The organism is Streptococcus pneumoniae (assembly GCF_001457635.1).
Classification (GTDB): Bacteria; Bacillota; Bacilli; order Lactobacillales; family Streptococcaceae; genus Streptococcus; species Streptococcus pneumoniae.
In genome coordinates this window covers 1,108,467-1,124,402 of record NZ_LN831051.1, presented here as the reverse complement: position 1 = coordinate 1,124,402, position 15,936 = coordinate 1,108,467, and the positions used below count along the sequence as shown (strand labels likewise).

General features: G+C 42.0%; 15 protein-coding genes. 7 read left to right on the top strand and 8 right to left on the bottom strand.

What is annotated here, in order from left to right; translation table 11 throughout:
• Positions 1 to 49 precede the first annotated feature (49 nt).
• Complete coding sequence (gene thrS / locus AT689_RS06000; RefSeq protein WP_000608349.1) at positions 50 to 1,993, top strand: threonine--tRNA ligase; 1,944 nt, start codon at positions 50 to 52, stop codon at positions 1,991 to 1,993.
• A 48-nt stretch (positions 1,994 to 2,041) separates the two neighbouring features.
• On the opposite strand, the gene AT689_RS05995 is transcribed toward thrS, so the two are convergent.
• Both AT689_RS05995 and AT689_RS05990 read right to left on the bottom strand, forming a co-directional pair.
• Entirely contained in the window at positions 2,042 to 3,016 is a 975-nt protein-coding gene (locus tag AT689_RS05995) for a HAMP domain-containing histidine kinase (RefSeq protein WP_000887953.1), read from the bottom strand.
• The gene (locus tag AT689_RS05990) at positions 3,009 to 3,686 is read right to left on the bottom strand and encodes a response regulator transcription factor (protein WP_000548959.1); all 678 of its coding nucleotides are present in this window, start codon (positions 3,684 to 3,686) and stop codon (positions 3,009 to 3,011) included. Before AT689_RS05990 ends, AT689_RS05995 begins: the two co-directional genes overlap by 8 nt.
• Before the next feature lie 155 nt (positions 3,687 to 3,841).
• Between AT689_RS05990 and AT689_RS05985 the strand changes: the two genes are divergently transcribed.
• Positions 3,842 to 4,915: a DUF2974 domain-containing protein gene (locus AT689_RS05985; protein WP_001273823.1), complete on the top strand. Its 1,074-nt coding sequence runs from the start codon at positions 3,842 to 3,844 to the stop codon at positions 4,913 to 4,915.
• A gap of 90 nt (positions 4,916 to 5,005) precedes the next feature.
• On the opposite strand, the gene AT689_RS05980 is transcribed toward AT689_RS05985, so the two are convergent.
• The 3 genes from AT689_RS05980 to AT689_RS05970 form a co-directional block, all read right to left on the bottom strand.
• On the bottom strand, positions 5,006 to 5,308 hold the full coding sequence (locus tag AT689_RS05980; RefSeq protein WP_000281608.1) for a hypothetical protein: 303 nt from the start codon (positions 5,306 to 5,308) through the stop codon (positions 5,006 to 5,008).
• 67 nt (positions 5,309 to 5,375) lie between these two features.
• Entirely contained in the window at positions 5,376 to 5,813 is a 438-nt protein-coding gene (locus AT689_RS05975) for an Rrf2 family transcriptional regulator (protein WP_001166786.1), read from the bottom strand.
• 75 nt (positions 5,814 to 5,888) lie between these two features.
• Positions 5,889 to 6,731, bottom strand: a complete 843-nt coding sequence (locus tag AT689_RS05970) for a metallophosphoesterase family protein (protein WP_000160934.1) — start codon at positions 6,729 to 6,731, stop codon at positions 5,889 to 5,891.
• Between the two features lie 111 nt (positions 6,732 to 6,842).
• Here AT689_RS05970 and AT689_RS05965 point away from each other — a divergent pair, with 111 nt between their 5' ends.
• The 4 genes from AT689_RS05965 (at position 6,843) to AT689_RS05945 (ending at position 9,065) form a co-directional block, all read left to right on the top strand.
• Positions 6,843 to 7,493 (top strand): metal-dependent transcriptional regulator, encoded by a 651-nt coding sequence (locus tag AT689_RS05965; RefSeq protein WP_000188505.1) that lies wholly within the window; start codon positions 6,843 to 6,845, stop codon positions 7,491 to 7,493.
• 176 nt (positions 7,494 to 7,669) lie between these two features.
• Positions 7,670 to 8,317: a nicotinamide mononucleotide transporter gene (locus tag AT689_RS05955; protein ID WP_000260187.1), complete on the top strand. Its 648-nt coding sequence runs from the start codon at positions 7,670 to 7,672 to the stop codon at positions 8,315 to 8,317.
• A gap of 130 nt (positions 8,318 to 8,447) precedes the next feature.
• Positions 8,448 to 8,861 (top strand): hypothetical protein, encoded by a 414-nt coding sequence (locus AT689_RS05950; protein WP_000737926.1) that lies wholly within the window; start codon positions 8,448 to 8,450, stop codon positions 8,859 to 8,861.
• Positions 8,862 to 8,879: 18 nt separating this feature from the next.
• Entirely contained in the window at positions 8,880 to 9,065 is a 186-nt protein-coding gene (locus AT689_RS05945) for a hypothetical protein (RefSeq protein WP_000720032.1), read from the top strand.
• Positions 9,066 to 9,331: 266 nt separating this feature from the next.
• Here AT689_RS05945 and dtd read toward each other — a convergent pair whose 3' ends face one another.
• On the bottom strand, positions 9,332 to 9,775 hold the full coding sequence (gene dtd / locus AT689_RS05940; protein ID WP_000691400.1) for a D-aminoacyl-tRNA deacylase: 444 nt from the start codon (positions 9,773 to 9,775) through the stop codon (positions 9,332 to 9,334).
• A 29-nt stretch (positions 9,776 to 9,804) separates the two neighbouring features.
• Entirely contained in the window at positions 9,805 to 12,027 is a 2,223-nt protein-coding gene (locus AT689_RS05935; protein ID WP_001123801.1) for a RelA/SpoT family protein, read from the bottom strand.
• A gap of 993 nt (positions 12,028 to 13,020) precedes the next feature.
• On the opposite strand from AT689_RS05935, the gene AT689_RS05925 reads away from it, so the two are divergent.
• The gene (locus AT689_RS05925; protein WP_000690854.1) at positions 13,021 to 13,650 is read left to right on the top strand and encodes an MBL fold metallo-hydrolase; all 630 of its coding nucleotides are present in this window, start codon (positions 13,021 to 13,023) and stop codon (positions 13,648 to 13,650) included.
• 122 nt (positions 13,651 to 13,772) lie between these two features.
• Here the strand turns inward: AT689_RS05925 and pepO are convergent, their stop codons facing one another.
• Positions 13,773 to 15,665 (bottom strand): endopeptidase PepO, encoded by a 1,893-nt coding sequence (gene pepO / locus AT689_RS05920; RefSeq protein ID WP_000199268.1) that lies wholly within the window; start codon positions 15,663 to 15,665, stop codon positions 13,773 to 13,775.
• Positions 15,666 to 15,936 lie beyond the last annotated feature (271 nt).

Below are 15,936 nucleotides of genomic sequence, written 5' to 3'. Positions count from 1 at the left end.
TAAAAAATCAATGCTTAGAAACTATGAAATAATAAAAAAGGAGAACATCATGATTAACATTACTTTCCCAGATGGCGCTGTTCGTGAATTCGAATCTGGCGTAACAACTTTTGAAATTGCCCAATCTATCAGCAATTCCCTAGCTAAAAAAGCCTTGGCTGGTAAATTCAACGGCAAACTCATCGACACTACTCGCGCTATCACTGAAGATGGAAGCATCGAAATTGTGACACCTGATCACGAAGATGCCCTTCCAATCTTGCGTCACTCAGCAGCTCACTTGTTCGCCCAAGCAGCTCGTCGTCTTTTCCCAGACATTCACTTGGGAGTTGGTCCAGCCATCGAAGATGGTTTCTACTACGATACTGACAACACAGCTGGTCAAATCTCTAACGAAGACCTTCCTCGTATCGAAGAAGAAATGCAAAAAATCGTCAAAGAAAACTTCCCATCTATTCGTGAAGAAGTGACTAAAGACGAGGCACGTGAAATCTTCAAAAATGACCCTTACAAGTTGGAATTGATTGAAGAACACTCAGAAGACGAAGGCGGTTTGACTATCTATCGTCAGGGTGAATATGTAGACCTCTGCCGTGGACCTCATGTTCCATCAACAGGTCGTATCCAAATCTTCCACCTTCTCCATGTAGCTGGTGCGTACTGGCGTGGAAACAGCGACAACGCTATGATGCAACGTATCTACGGTACAGCTTGGTTTGACAAGAAAGACTTGAAAAACTACCTTCAAATGCGTGAAGAAGCTAAGGAACGTGACCACCGTAAACTTGGTAAAGAGCTTGACCTCTTTATGATTTCACAAGAAGTGGGACAAGGTTTGCCATTCTGGTTACCAAATGGTGCGACTATCCGTCGTGAATTGGAACGCTACATCGTAAACAAAGAGTTGGCTTCTGGCTACCAACACGTCTACACTCCACCACTTGCTTCTGTTGAGCTTTACAAGACTTCTGGTCACTGGGATCATTACCAAGAAGACATGTTCCCAACCATGGACATGGGTGACGGGGAAGAATTTGTCCTTCGTCCAATGAACTGTCCGCACCACATCCAAGTTTTCAAACACCATGTTCACTCTTACCGTGAATTGCCAATCCGTATCGCTGAAATCGGTATGATGCACCGTTACGAAAAATCTGGTGCCCTCACTGGCCTTCAACGTGTACGTGAAATGTCACTCAACGACGGTCACCTATTCGTTACTCCAGAACAAATCCAAGAAGAATTCCAACGTGCCCTTCAGTTGATTATCGATGTTTATGAAGACTTCAACTTGACTGACTACCGCTTCCGCCTCTCTCTTCGTGACCCTCAAGATACTCATAAGTACTTTGATAACGATGAGATGTGGGAAAATGCCCAAACCATGCTTCGTGCAGCTCTTGATGAAATGGGCGTGGACTACTTTGAAGCCGAAGGTGAAGCAGCCTTCTACGGACCAAAATTGGATATCCAGATTAAAACTGCCCTTGGAAAAGAAGAAACCCTTTCTACTATCCAACTTGATTTCTTGTTGCCAGAACGCTTCGACCTCAAATACATCGGAGCTGATGGCGAAGATCACCGTCCAGTCATGATCCACCGTGGGGTTATCTCAACTATGGAACGCTTCACAGCTATCTTGATTGAGAACTACAAGGGGGCCTTCCCAACATGGCTGGCACCACACCAAGTAACCCTCATCCCAGTATCTAACGAAAAACACGTGGACTACGCTTGGGAAGTGGCCAAGAAACTCCGTGACCGCGGTGTCCGTGCAGACGTAGATGAGCGCAATGAAAAAATGCAGTTCAAGATCCGTGCTTCACAAACCAGCAAGATTCCTTACCAATTAATTGTTGGAGACAAAGAAATGGAAGACGAAACAGTCAACGTTCGTCGCTACGGCCAAAAAGAAACACAAACTGTCTCAGTTGATAATTTTGTTCAAGCTATCCTAGCTGATATCGCCAACAAATCACGCGTTGAGAAATAAGAGTCTAGCATAAAAGCCTCCAATCTGGAGGCTTTTTCTCATCTATTTTTACTCAAGGACTAAGTTCACTTGAGCAAACTGAATCCGCACTGTCGTTCCTTTTCCGACCTCAGACTCGATACGAATCTGGTGCCCCAGTTCTTCAGAAATTTTCTTAGATAGATAAAGGCCAAGTCCAGAGGACTGCTGGGTCAAACGGCCATTGTATCCTGAAAAGCCACGTTCAAATACTCGGAGGACATCACTGTTTTTTATCCCGATTCCCGTATCTTTGATACAAAGCTCTTGGTCATCCATATAAATCTCCAGACCACCTTCCTTGGTGTACTTGAGACTGTTTGAGATGATTTGCTCAATAACCACTAGCAGCCACTTTTTATCCGTCACGATTTCTTTATCAAGGTCATGTAGATTGACATTTAAGCCTTTTTGAATAAAGAAAAGAGCATATTTACGAATTATTTCCTTGACCAAGTCCTCAATTTGAACCTGCTTTAAGAGCAAATCATCATGGAAACTTTCTAAACGCAGGTACTGTAAAACTAGGTTGGTATAGGAGTCGATTTTGAAAATTTCCTGTTCTAGCTGCTGCTTCAGTTGGCGGTCGACCACTTCTGCAACTAAGAGTTGACTGGCTGCAATGGGGGTCTTTATCTGATGGACCCACAAGGTATAGTAATCCAGCAAATCCGTCAGTTTTCTTTCTGCTTTTGACCTCTGCTGATAGAGTTCCATCTCACGCGCTTCTAATTTTTCTGCTAAAGCTATTTCCAAAGGAGACTTGGCTTCCCTCTCTCCATAGAGAAGTTCCTGGCGATAGACCTGCGTTTCCACCAATATGTCCCAAGTGAAAAATAATATGGTTACAAAGCAACACAAGAAGAAAAAGTAGAGGAAGTAAATTCCTAGACTGGCAAATAAAAACTGAAAGAGTAAGACAAGAAATGCCAAAGAAAGCAGATAGATAAAAAGACGACTACGGGAGCGCAGATAGGCTAGAAAAAATTGTTTCCAATCAAGCATGCTTCAATCCGTACCCTATTCCTTTCTTGGTCTCGATAAATCCTACCAATCCCTGCTCCTCCAACTTTTTACGCAAACGAGCCACATTGACAGAGAGGGTATTATCATCAATGAAAAAGTCACTGTTCCAAAGTTCCCGCATCAGGTCGTCACGTGCTACGATGTTGCCTGCATGCTCAAATAACACGCGTAAAATCTGGAATTCATTCTTGGTCAAATTCAAGACTTGCCCTTGATAATGTAAATCCATGGATTTGGTATTGAGGATAACACCAGCATATTCCAGCAAACTCTCATCACGCCCAAACTCATAGGAACGACGCAACAAGCCCTGAACCTTAGCTAAAAGAACCTGCTGGTCAAAAGGCTTGGTCACAAAGTCATCCGCCCCCATATTGATTGCCATGACAATATCCATAGCCTGGTCTCTCGAAGAAAGAAACATGATAGGTACCTTGGAAATCTTGCGGATTTCCTGACACCAGTGATAACCATTAAACAAGGGCAAACCAATATCCATGAGGACCAGATGAGGTTCCGACTGAACAAATAGACTCAAAACTTCCATAAAGTCTTCTACCAGGACCACTTCAAATCCCCATTCAGAGAGCATTTTCCCAATCTGTTGACGAATGACCTGATCATCTTCTATTAATAAAATCTTGTGCATGCGCTTCTCCTTTTCTATTATTATAACAGATTTTTCCATGCTAGATGGTCTGAAACTGAATTTGAAATAGCCTGTTTTTAGCCAGTACAAACAGGCTATGCTACTAGCTAATTTGAGGGAAATTTGCTAAGATAAATAAAAAGAAAGGAGCTCTTATGGCCAATATTTTTGACTATCTGAAAGATGTCGCATATGATTCTTATTACGACCTTCCCTTGAATGAGTTAGACATTCTAACCTTAATAGAAATCACCTACCTCTCCTTTGATAATCTGGTCTCCACACTTCCTCAACGTCTTTTAGATCTAGCACCTCAGGTTCCAAGAGAGCCCACCATGCTTACTAGCAAAAATCGCCTTCAATTATTAGATGAATTGGCTCAACACAAGCGCTTCAAAAATTGCAAACTCTCCCATTTTATCAACGACATCGACCCTGAACTGCAAAAGCAATTTGCGGCTATGACTTATCGTGTCAGCCTCGATACCTATCTGATTGTCTTTCGTGGGACAGATGACAGTATCATTGGCTGGAAGGAAGATTTCCACCTGACCTATATGAAGGAAATTCCTGCTCAAAAGCACGCCCTTCGCTATTTAAAGAACTTTTTTGCTCATCATCCTAAGCAAAAGGTTATTCTAGCTGGGCATTCCAAGGGAGGAAATCTCGCTATCTATGCTGCTAGCCAAATTGAGCAAAGTTTGCAAAATCAGATCACAGCAGTTTATACATTTGATGCACCTGGTCTCCATCAAGAATTGACACAGACTGCGGGTTATCAAAGGATAATGGATAGAAGCAAGATATTCATTCCACAAGGTTCCATTATCGGTATGATGCTGGAAATTCCTGCTCACCAAATCATCGTTCAGAGTACTGCCCTGGGTGGCATCGCCCAGCACGATACCTTTAGTTGGCAGATTGAGGATAAGCACTTCGTCCAACTGGATAAGACCAACAGTGATAGCCAGCAAGTAGACACAACCTTTAAAGAATGGGTGGCCACAGTCCCTGACGAAGAACTTCAGCTCTACTTCGACCTCTTCTTTGGCACTATTCTTGAGGCTGGTATTAGCTCTATCAATGACTTGGCTTCCTTAAAGGCGCTTGAATACATTCATCATCTCTTTGTCCAAGCTCAATCCCTCACTCCAGAAGAAAGAGAAACCTTGGGTCGCCTTACCCAGTTATTGATTGATACTCGTTACCAGGCATGGAAAAATAGATAATACTCTTGAAAATTAAATGTATACAAAACAAAAGACCTAGAATACATACTTTCATGTGCATTCTAAGTCTTTTTAAATAGAATCTAATAGTCAATAAAAATCAAATAGCATTGAGAGATAATGGGGCTTGGAACGTCCCTCTCGCTTCAACAAAATGACCCCATTATAGATTAAAAAGATGCCACTTAGAAAAAGCAAAAAAGGAAGTAAGACAAAGGCAAATACATAAAAAGCTAACTGAACATTCTCGTATCCATTTTTATAAAAAAGGTAGGATAGATAAAAATAACTTGAAATGAGGGATAATAAAAATAATACTGGATTCCACAAACTTCTATTATCCTTCCAAAATGACACTATAAAGGCTAATACAATTCCTATAACGAGATACATTTCTTACTCCTTTAATAGCTACATTTTATCATAATTATCCAAAGAAAAAAGAGGGCATTTATCCCTCTTAATCCTTCATCTGACTCTCTGCATCGGCCACGACTTTTTCTAGACTGGTTTGACCAAGTTCTGCCTCCATAGTCAACTGAATTCTCTCCAATTTTTGATCCAAAACATCATGAATATGAGCTCCTACAGGGCAATTTGGATTCGGATTGTCATGGAAACTGAAGAGTTGACCTGTCTTACCAAGACATTCGACCGCCTGATAAACATCTAAAAGACTAATATCCTTAAGGTCCTTGACAATCTCTGTTCCGCCCGTTCCACGCGCTACTGAAATCAGCTCTGCCTTCTTCAACTGGGACAAGATCTTTCTGATAATGACAGGATTGACCCCGACACTAGCAGCCAGAAAATCACTGGTCACCTTGCTTTCCTTCCCCTCGAGGGCAATGATTATCAGCATATGAGTCGCAATGGTAAATCTACTTGGAATTTGCATCCTCTTCTCCTTTTTACGAGGCTACCCTGCCTCTACTCTTCTTTTTCTATTATTATACCCTTTTTAGTTGTAATGTCAATCGTTACCACTTTTCAACCAGTCGTCTAACTCCCGGTCGCAGCCCTCTTTCTGAGCCAATTCTCTCAAAAATTCCTGATGATGAGTATGGTGGATCCCATTGACCAGACTTTCATAGTAAACCTCAAAATAGGGAAGTCTCAGGTCTTTAGCCAGCTGCAATTCCGCTGCCACATCGTAGTCTACCCGTCGGAAGTCCATATCTACCAGGCCTTTGTCATCAAACTCCAAAATCATATACTGGGCCCGCAAGTCCTTCCGTAGCTGAGCGTCCAAAAAGAAAGGTTGGCCAATCGAACCCGGATTGACAATCAATTGCCCACCAGTCCCGTAACGAAGCAACTGCTGGTGAATATGTCCATAAACAGCAATATCACAGGGAGGATGAGTCACCAAGCGGTCAAACTCCTCTTGTTTGCCAGTATGAATCAACTCTCGCCCCCAGTTCTTATCAGGCAGATGATGGCTAATTCCCACCGTCAAATCTCCAAACTGACGATGAATTTGAAGAGGTTGATTGTGGAGCACTTCAATTTCTTCTAGGGAAATTTCCTCTAAAACATACTGGCACTGGCGCAAGAGATAGCGTTGACTGGGGCGAGTACTGTCCAATTCCTTACGGACACCATGCCAAAGACTGTCTTCCCAGTTTCCCAAAACTCTAGCCGTAATCGGTAGTTGATCCAACAAGTCCAAAATCCTTCTACGTCCTGTCCCTGGCATGAGAATATCTCCCAAAAGCCAGTATTCATCCACTCCTAGCTGCTGAGCATCTGCCAAAACAGCCTCCAAGGCGGTGGTATTTCCATGAATATCTGAAAGAAGAGCTATTTTCGTCATATCCATCTCCTCGTTTTTTCTCTTGCAATAAGTATAACATAAAAAGTCACAGCTAGAGAAATCTAGCTTTTTTTGATATACTAGATAAAGATATTAGACAAGAGGAAACGAATGACCCCAAACAAAGAAGACTATCTAAAATGTATTTATGAAATTGGCATAGACCTGCATAAGATTACCAACAAGGAAATTGCGGCTCGCATGCAAGTCTCTCCCCCTGCCGTAACTGAAATGATCAAACGAATGAAAAGTGAAAATCTCATCCTAAAGGACAAGGAATGTGGCTATCTACTGACTGACCTCGGTCTCAAACTGGTCTCTGAGCTCTATCGTAAGCACCGCTTGATTGAAGTTTTTCTAGTTCATCATTTAGACTATACAAGTGACCAGATTCACGAGGAAGCTGAGGTCTTGGAACACACTGTCTCTGACCTGTTCGTGGAAAGACTAGATAAACTGCTAGGTTTCCCTAAAACCTGCCCCCACGGAGGAACTATTCCTGCCAAGGGAGAACTACTCGTTGAAATCAATAACCTCCCACTAGCTGATATCAAGGAAGCTGGCGCCTACCGCCTGACTCGGGTGCACGATAGTTTTGACATTCTCCATTATCTGGACAAGCACTCACTTCACATCGGTGACCAGCTCCAAGTCAAGCAGTTTGATGGCTTCAGCAATACCTTCACTATCCTCAGTAACGACGAGGATTTACAAGTGAATATGGACATTGCAAAACAACTCTATGTCGAGAAAATCAACTAATTTCTCAAGTCCCCTACCAACCCTGAAAGTTTTATTTTCAGGGTTTTATTTCTATCATTTGATTTTACTTTCATTTGGTGGTAGAGTATTTGAAAAAAAGAAAGGTAGTTTAACCTATGAAAAAATCACTAAAAATTTTTGCTACATCTAAATGATTTGACCTCTTCGGGGTTGCTTTGGTCGTTGGGATTGCGATTGCATCTGGTTATCTCAACTCTCGCCTCCATAAATTTGTAGACTGGGGACTATGGACAGCTCTTGTACCCTTTGGATTGATTTCCGTAACCAACGTTGGGATTTCCATGTTGTCCACTCGTTTCACGGGGAAATTAAGCAAATGGGGAAATTACTTTGGTATTGTTAATACCATTTTGTCCGGTGCTATTGATTATATCCTTGGAAATAAGGCGGCCATCATTACCTATCCCGTCACCTTCCTCATTTATACCTTTGCTATAAAGAAATGGAAAGCTTCGCAAGAAGGCAGACCCAACCAAATGAGCCAAAAACAGGTAAAATTGGCGGCCATCATCATTTCCATCATCGCCTTCCTCTTTGCCTTTGTGACCAACTATATCGGATATGGGGGCAAGATGAATCTCCTTGCCTACGTAACAACTATTGCCTTTGCACTGTCCCTCATTGCCAATGCTTTGAATGCATTGAAACTAACAACTCAGTGGGGCTTTTGGTTGATTTACAATTTCGTTCAGCTGACAAAAGCTGGTATTCAAGGAAACTTCGCCAATATCGGTAAATACATCTTTTATATCCTCAATGCAATCGGAGCTTTATTTGTCTGGAATGATGAAGAAGTTAGATAATAGAAGGAAACTCAAATAAAGAATACTAGCCAACTTAAGAGAATCTCCCTTCTGCTATTTTTATCATTTTAGTTGTAACTCCCATTCTTTTGGAGTAGAATGAAGTTAGATAAAAGAGGAAGGTCTTGTCATGAAAAAACTCTATAGAATCCATTTTATAGCAATTGCAGTTATTGATTTGCTACTATTTGCATTTTTTATCACTAGACTCGAGACATCTTTTGAGTGGCTCTTGCTCTCTGGTTTAATTTTCTTCCTTGCTCAAGGACTCCTGCTATTTCTCTTGGTCGTCCGACTCAAACATCAATTCGCTGAGATTTATCCTCAAATCAATAAAAAGATTCGCTTCTACTATTTAGGGGTTCTCACCATTGATTTTCTATTTTTTGTTCTCTTAGCCTTCATTAGTTCTCAGCGTTTTTCATCTCTTATGCCAATCATCACTGCTTGCCATTCTACTTTTTATTATATGACAGCTGACTACCTAAGAGAAAACTATCCAGACTTTTACGACAAACACATCTCTTTATGGGAGTGTCTCTAAGGAAAAGGAGGTTTTAGCATGAAAAAAATCATCTTCATCAAAACCATTCAACTCCTTGTCATTGATGGAATCATGCTGGCATTTTTGACATTTAAAAGGGGGCTTACTTGGGACTGGATTTTGATTTATAGCGGTTGGCTCATTTTCTTTCATCCTGTGCTATTGACCTATCTTTCAAACCAACTTTGTGACCACTTTAGTTAACTCTATTCCCAGATTAGACCGAGATTCTGGCGTTTTGCTTTACAAATTCTCCTATGGGATAGCCTGATGATTCTCTCCTTGGTGTCTTTAAGTGATATTCCACTTTTCCTTCAGGGAACTCTCCTCATCCTAGGACATCTCATCCCTTCCTATCGCATCTGCCAAAGCCTGAAAAGAGACTTCCCCCAAGCATATCAAGAACCGATTTCTTTTTGGAGTATTTTATGATAGATGAGAAAGACCAAGCCGACTGGGCTTGGTCTTTCTTATCTCTTTTTAGTATCTAGGATAATGGTAACAGGTCCGTTATTAACCAGCTCAACCTGCATATCTGCTCCAAAGATACCTGTCTGAACGGGCACTTCTTGCGCTAATTTTTGATTGAAAGCATCATAGAAGTCTGATGCCATATCAGGTTTAGCTGCCCCTGTAAAGGCTGGACGATTGCCTTTCTTAGTATCCGCAAAGAGGGTAAACTGAGAAATAGAGAGGATTTCTCCTTCAATATCTTTGACAGACAGGTTCATCTTGCCTTCTGCGTCTGAAAAAATCCGCATATTGACCAGTTTTCTCACAGCATAGTCCAAATCTTCCTCTTGGTCCTCTGGTCCAACACCAACCAGCAATAAAAGTCCCTGATTGATTTTTCCCTGAATCTGGCCTTCTATACTCACTTGGGCTTTTTTAACCCGTTGGATAATGATTTTCATAATAGCCTTTCTAGTAAGAGCTAGGACAACTAGCCGTTGGTCCGTTTGACAGAGTAAACTTCTGGCACACTCTTAATTTTATCGACAACCGTAGTCAGTGTAGAGAGGTTGGCAATACCGAAGGACACATGGATATTAGCAAACTTCATATCCTTGGTTGGTTGGGCATTGACCGTTGAAATATTCTTGGTTGTATTTGAAAGAACTTGCAGTACATCGTTCAACAGTCCTGTACGGTTGAGACCGTAGATATCGATATGGGCCATATACTCCTTATTTGAGCTAGGGTACTGGTCTTCCCATTCCACATCAAGGAGACGTTGCTCGTAGTTTTCTTGGGCACGCAGGTTCATACAGTCCACACGGTGAATAGCCACACCACGACCCTTGGTAATGTAGCCAACAATATCGTCACCAGGCACGGGGTTACAACACTTAGCAATCCGCACTAGGAGACCAGAAGCACCTTCAATAACCACTCCCCCCTCATGCTTGACCTTGAGGGTTTCTTTATTTTCAACCTTGACCTCGCCACCTTTGACAAGCTCCTCTGCCTCAGCCTTGGCCTTGGCACGCTCTTCCTCACGGCGTTCCTTTTCAGTCAGACGGTTAAAGACGGTAATCGCACCGATTTCCCCAAAACCAATGGCCGCAAAGAGGGAGTCTTCTGTCTTGTAACTGGTCTTTTGCAGAACTTGATCCATGTGGCGCTTGTCCATAAATTTATTTGCCACATAGCCATTTTCTTGGAACTGAGCCATCAGCATCTCACGACCCTTGTTGACAGACAATTCCTTATCTTGGTTTTTAAAGAACTGGCGAATCTTATTGCGCGCCTTGCTAGTCTTGACCATATTGAGCCAGTCACGGCTAGGTCCAAAGGAGTTCGGGTTGGCGATAATTTCAACCTGATCCCCTGTCTTTAACTTGGTTGTCAGTGGAACCATGCGGCCATTGACCTTGGCACCAGTTGCTTTTTCACCGACCTTGGTATGGATTTCGTAGGCAAAATCAATCGGTCCTGAATCTTTGGGAAGGGAACGGACAGCTCCATCTGGGGTAAAAACGTAAATCTCCTCAGCCAGATAGTTTTCCTTAACAGAGTCCACAAATTCCTTAGCATCATCAGCCTGATCTTGGAGCTCCATCATCTCCTTGATCCAGTTCATTCCAATAGCTGATTCCTTGCTGTTAACTTGCCCCTTTATACCTTTCTTATAAGCCCAGTGAGCCGCAACCCCATACTCAGCCACCTCGTGCATTTCCTTGGTTCGAATCTGGAATTCAATCGGCCCTTTTGGTCCATAAACAGTCGTATGGATAGACTGATAACCATTGGCCTTGCGGTTGGCAATATAGTCTTTGAAGCGACCTGGCATCGGTTTCCAAAATTCATGCACGTAACCAAGCATGGCATAAACATCACTTTGGGTATCTAAAATACAACGAATAGCAATCAGATCATAGATTTCCTCAAACCGTTTTCTCTTGTCCTGCATTTTGCGGAAAATTGAGTAAATATGCTTGGGACGACCATAAATCTTCCCTTTCAAGTGACGTTCTGTCGTATACTCCTCTAATTTTGTGACTACCTCATCCACCAAGGCCTCACGCTCCCTGCGCTTTTCCTTCATCATATGGGTAATCTTGTAAAACTCCGTTGGATTGAGATAACGGAAAGACAAGTCTTCTAATTCCCATTTGACACTGGAAATCCCCAAACGATGGGCAAGTGGGGCATAGATTTCCATGGTTTCTTTGGAAATACGCTCCTGCTTGTCTTTTCGAAGATGTTTCAGGGTCCGCATATTGTGCAAGCGGTCAGACAGTTTGACCAAAATAACGCGGATGTCCTCAGACATGGCCATGAGCATCTTGCGATGATTTTCCGCTAATTGCTCCTCGATCGATTTGTACTCGACCTTGCCAAGCTTGGTAACTCCGTCAACAATCACCCGCACATCAGGACCAAACTCTCTTTCCAAATCGTCCAAGGTCGCATCTGTATCTTCCACCACATCATGCAAGAATCCACAAGCTACTGTTACAGCATCCAGCTTTAGCTTAGCTAAAATACCTGCCACTTGGATAGGGTGAATGATATAAGGCTCGCCTGATTTGCGATATTGACCACTGTGGCATTCAACAGCATAGACCAAGGCCTTATGGACAAAATGAACATCCTCTTCCGTTAAATATTCTTTGGTTAAAGCGACAACTTCTTCGCCTGTTAAATTCACTTCTTTCGGCATCTCTACTCTCCAATTCTTCCTACCATTTTATCACTTTTTTAAGAATATGAAAACTAGATTGGAACAGAATAAGAAAAAAATAATTCAAAATTGCTTGATAATTCTGAATTATTAGCCCATAATATACTACGAAGTTAGATTTTAAACTTAGGTGATAGAAGGAGAGATAGAAGAACGGAAACCATATTGTAACCCAAAGACTTTCTGATTTCCCCAATTCCATTGAAGATACGAAAGATAAACGGTGGAACTCGTATCACATACACTGGTACCTTGACTGGATTTTGGAATTAATACTCAATGAAAATCAAAGAGCAAACTAGGAAACTAGCCGCAGGTTGCTCAAAGCACTGCTTTGAGGTTGTAGATAAGACTGACAAAGTCAGTCACATATATACGGCAAGGCGACGTTGACGCGGTTTGAAGAGATTTTTGAAGAGTATAAAAATCCTCAAGATACTTTCTTCTATCCTTTAGTTTATAAGGAGAATACCTATGAAAAAAACTGCTATTTCTATCTTTGCTCTCCTAATGTTAGGAGTTTGCTGCCTGTTCCTATTCAGCCAGCAAAGCTATAAAAAACTCGTTCAATACTATGCTAACGACCAGAACCTGCCCAGTAGGATAACTTATAGTGAATATAGCGACAAATGAGAAGCCAACTACGGTAGCACTCTAAACATCACGTCTATCAAACAAGCTAATGACGGAGTTTATGCAACCTATGAAGGGCAATTGACACCTTTCCAATATTGATAAATTGATAACCAGCCTGTCTTCATCTAGTCATGCTGGTTTTTAAGTTCATTTTAAATCCTTACCTATTCTCCCTAACTGTGCTATACTTAATTTATACTCAATGAAAATCAAAGAGCAAACTAGAAAGCTAGCCGCAGGCTGTTCAAAGCACTGCTTTGAGGTTGCAGATAAAGTTGACGCGGTTTGAAGAGATTTTCGAAGAGTATTAGTATATTCTTTGAGATTGGAGCTAGTATGAAAATCCATAAAACCGTGAATCCTGTTGCCTATGAAAATACCTATTATCTAGAAGGCGAAAAGCACCTCATCGTCGTCGATCCTGGTAGTCATTGGGAAGCCATTCGTCAGACAATCGAGAAGATCAACAAACCGATCTGTGCTATTCTCTTGACCCACGCCCATTATGACCATATCATGAGTCTGGACTTGGTTCGCGAGACGTTTGGCAATCCTCCTGTCTATATCGCAGAGAGCGAAGCCAGCTGGCTCTACACTCCTGTCGATAATCTCTCCGGTCTCCCTCGCCACGATGATATGGCAGATGTGGTCACAAAACCTGCAGAACACACCTTTGTCTTTCACGAAGAATACCAACTAGAGGAATTTCGTTTTAAGGTTCTACCGACCCCAGGGCACTCTATCGGTGGTGTTTCCCTAGTCTTTCCTGATGCTCACCTAGTCTTGACGGGAGATGCTCTATTCCGCGAAACTATCGGACGGACCGACCTTCCGACTGGTAGCATGGAGCAACTCCTTCATAGTATCCAGACCCAACTCTTCACCCTACCAAACTACGATGTCTATCCAGGACATGGTCCAGCTACTACTATCGCTCACGAAAAGGCCTTCAATCCCTTTTTCTAGCAAGATGATGACAATCGAAATTTAAGTAAACTATCCAGCAAATCTTTCTATTACAAAAGGCATCCTATCAAGGTTTTCACACGTGATTGGATGCCTTTTTTCTGATGACTAGATTTTTTGTATTACCAAATAATCACGCGCTCCTCTGGTGAACGCCACATTCCGTCTCCTTCTTTGACATCATAGGTTGTAAAGAAATCGTCGAAGTTTGGTACTTGCACATTGACACGGAGTTTGGCTGGTGCGTGCACATCGACGCTAGCCAAAAGTTTCATAAATTCTGGTCGACCTTTCATGCGCCAGATGCGACCGAAGTTGTAGAAGAACTCTTCTGCTGAGAAGTCTGTTTCTCTCTTAGCTGCTTCAAGAGCTGCTGCGATTCCTCCCAAGTCAGCCACGTTTTCTGATACAGTCAATTTACCGTTAATGGTTGCTCCATAAGAATCCTGTCCATCAAATTGGTCAATGACTTTTTGTGTTTTCTCCTTGAAGGCAGCATAGTCGCTCTCTGTCCACCAATCCTTGAGGCTACCATTTTCGTCAAAGGAAGCCCCGTTAGTATCAAAGGCGTGGGAAATTTCATGGGCAATCACTGCCCCAATACCACCGTAGTTAGCAGAAGATGACTGATGCAAGTCATAGAAAGGCGCCTGTAAAATGGCCGCTGGAAAGACAATCAGGTTCTTCTGAGGATTGTAGTAGGCATTGACCATATGAGCAGGCATGCCCCATTCCTTATAGTCTACAGGCTGGTTCCACTTACTCCAACTGTGCTTGATTTCCACACGCGCAAAGGCTAGAGCATTCTCAAAAAGACTGGCAGTTTCATTCACTACCTTATCCTTGTAACGTGCAGGCAATTCTTCTGGATAGCCAATATAAGGTTTGATCACATTGAGTTTCACGATAGCCTGTTTACAGGTTTCTGGAGTGAGCCAGTCATTCTTAAGCAGACGCTCCTTATAGACATCAATCATGGTTGCCACTTTTTTCTCCACATCCGCCTTGGCTTCTGGAGAGAACTTCTCACGGGCGTACCAAAGACCCAGGGCTTGCTTGAAAGGTTCTTGTGCTAGATGATAAGCTGCTTTGACCTTATCTTTTGCCTCTGGAACTCCAGAAAGGGCACGGCTGTAGGCACCAGACAAAACACGGATATCCTCTGTTAAATAGCTGGTTGAAAGATTGACAACACTCAAAATCAAGGTTGCTTTAAGGAGAGACCAGGCTTCCTCACTGTAGAATTGCTCTGCTGCTTGCCAGAAACGTTCCTCGTCTACAATAACCTTGTCTGGTAATTGCCCAATAACTGCTTTGAAGAAGTCATCCAAAGGTAGGGCAGGCGCGAATTTCTTGAAATCTTCGTAAGAATATGGATGATAGAGTTTAGCATATTCTGAACTTTCTTCATTAGAGAGCACCACTGCCGCAACTCGGCGGTCCAATTCAAGTCTTTTTTCTAGCAAGTCTTCAATTTCTTCATCAGAGAAATCATAAGCCTTGAGGAGATTTGCGCTGCTTTCTTTCCAAAGAGTCAAGAGTTCTTCGCGCTGAGGATGTTCTTCTGCATAGTAGGTCGTATCTGGCAAGATTGTGCTTGGAGCGCTAGCCCATAGAACATTGATTCTAGCATCCATAAAGTCTGGCGATACACCAAAAGGAAGGAAGTTTGGTTTTCCTGCAAGCTCAAACTCTGCTAGTTTAGCTGTAAAATCCGCAAAAGTTTCCAATTCTTGGAATTCTTTAAGGAGTGGTAAGACAGGTGTGATACCGTCAGCTTCTCTCTTGTCAAAATCACGAACTAGGCGGTGGTATTTGACAAAGTTTTCCAAGATAGCATCCTCAGGCACCTCTTCACCTGCTAACCACTTGTCTGTTGTCGCCAGCATCAGGTCTTCAATTTCCTGGTCTAAATCAACAAAACCTCCAGTTTGAGACTTATCTGCTGGGATTTCAGCTGTCTGTTGCCATTCTCCATTGATAGCATCATAAAAATCATCTTGATAACGTGTCATCTTGTTCTCGCTTTCATTTGTATTTGCATTTATCTTAACAAAAATCACTAGGGAATGCAATTAATAACCATTTAACTATTATTTTTTAGCTATTATAAAAAATCTTTCCATGATAAAACGCATAATTCCAAGTTTTTTACACTTGATACTATGCGTTTTATAATTTAGAAATTTATCCTGAAAGTTATCTTTAGAATCTATTTTTCAGTTATTATTTTAATTTTTTCAAAAATTAACTTGACTTAATTTTTTTTTTAATGTATATTAAGAG

What these genes read in the sequence shown, in the direction of transcription:
- pepO (WP_000199268.1), bottom strand. Translation starts at nt 15,665, where the DNA reads ATGACACGTTATCAAGATGATTTTTATGATGCTATCAATGGAGAATGG.
- AT689_RS05980 (WP_000281608.1), bottom strand. Translation starts at nt 5,308, where the DNA reads ATGTATCTCGTTATAGGAATTGTATTAGCCTTTATAGTGTCATTTTGG.
- thrS (WP_000608349.1), top strand. Translation starts at nt 50, where the DNA reads ATGATTAACATTACTTTCCCAGATGGCGCTGTTCGTGAATTCGAATCT.
- AT689_RS05950 (WP_000737926.1), top strand. Translation starts at nt 8,448, where the DNA reads ATGAAAAAACTCTATAGAATCCATTTTATAGCAATTGCAGTTATTGAT.
- dtd (WP_000691400.1), bottom strand. Translation starts at nt 9,775, where the DNA reads ATGAAAATCATTATCCAACGGGTTAAAAAAGCCCAAGTGAGTATAGAA.
- AT689_RS05970 (WP_000160934.1), bottom strand. Translation starts at nt 6,731, where the DNA reads ATGACGAAAATAGCTCTTCTTTCAGATATTCATGGAAATACCACCGCC.
- AT689_RS05975 (WP_001166786.1), bottom strand. Translation starts at nt 5,813, where the DNA reads ATGCAAATTCCAAGTAGATTTACCATTGCGACTCATATGCTGATAATC.
- AT689_RS05965 (WP_000188505.1), top strand. Translation starts at nt 6,843, where the DNA reads ATGACCCCAAACAAAGAAGACTATCTAAAATGTATTTATGAAATTGGC.
- AT689_RS05945 (WP_000720032.1), top strand. Translation starts at nt 8,880, where the DNA reads ATGAAAAAAATCATCTTCATCAAAACCATTCAACTCCTTGTCATTGAT.
- AT689_RS05990 (WP_000548959.1), bottom strand. Translation starts at nt 3,686, where the DNA reads ATGCACAAGATTTTATTAATAGAAGATGATCAGGTCATTCGTCAACAG.
- AT689_RS05925 (WP_000690854.1), top strand. Translation starts at nt 13,021, where the DNA reads ATGAAAATCCATAAAACCGTGAATCCTGTTGCCTATGAAAATACCTAT.
- AT689_RS05935 (WP_001123801.1), bottom strand. Translation starts at nt 12,027, where the DNA reads ATGCCGAAAGAAGTGAATTTAACAGGCGAAGAAGTTGTCGCTTTAACC.
- AT689_RS05995 (WP_000887953.1), bottom strand. Translation starts at nt 3,016, where the DNA reads ATGCTTGATTGGAAACAATTTTTTCTAGCCTATCTGCGCTCCCGTAGT.
- AT689_RS05985 (WP_001273823.1), top strand. Translation starts at nt 3,842, where the DNA reads ATGGCCAATATTTTTGACTATCTGAAAGATGTCGCATATGATTCTTAT.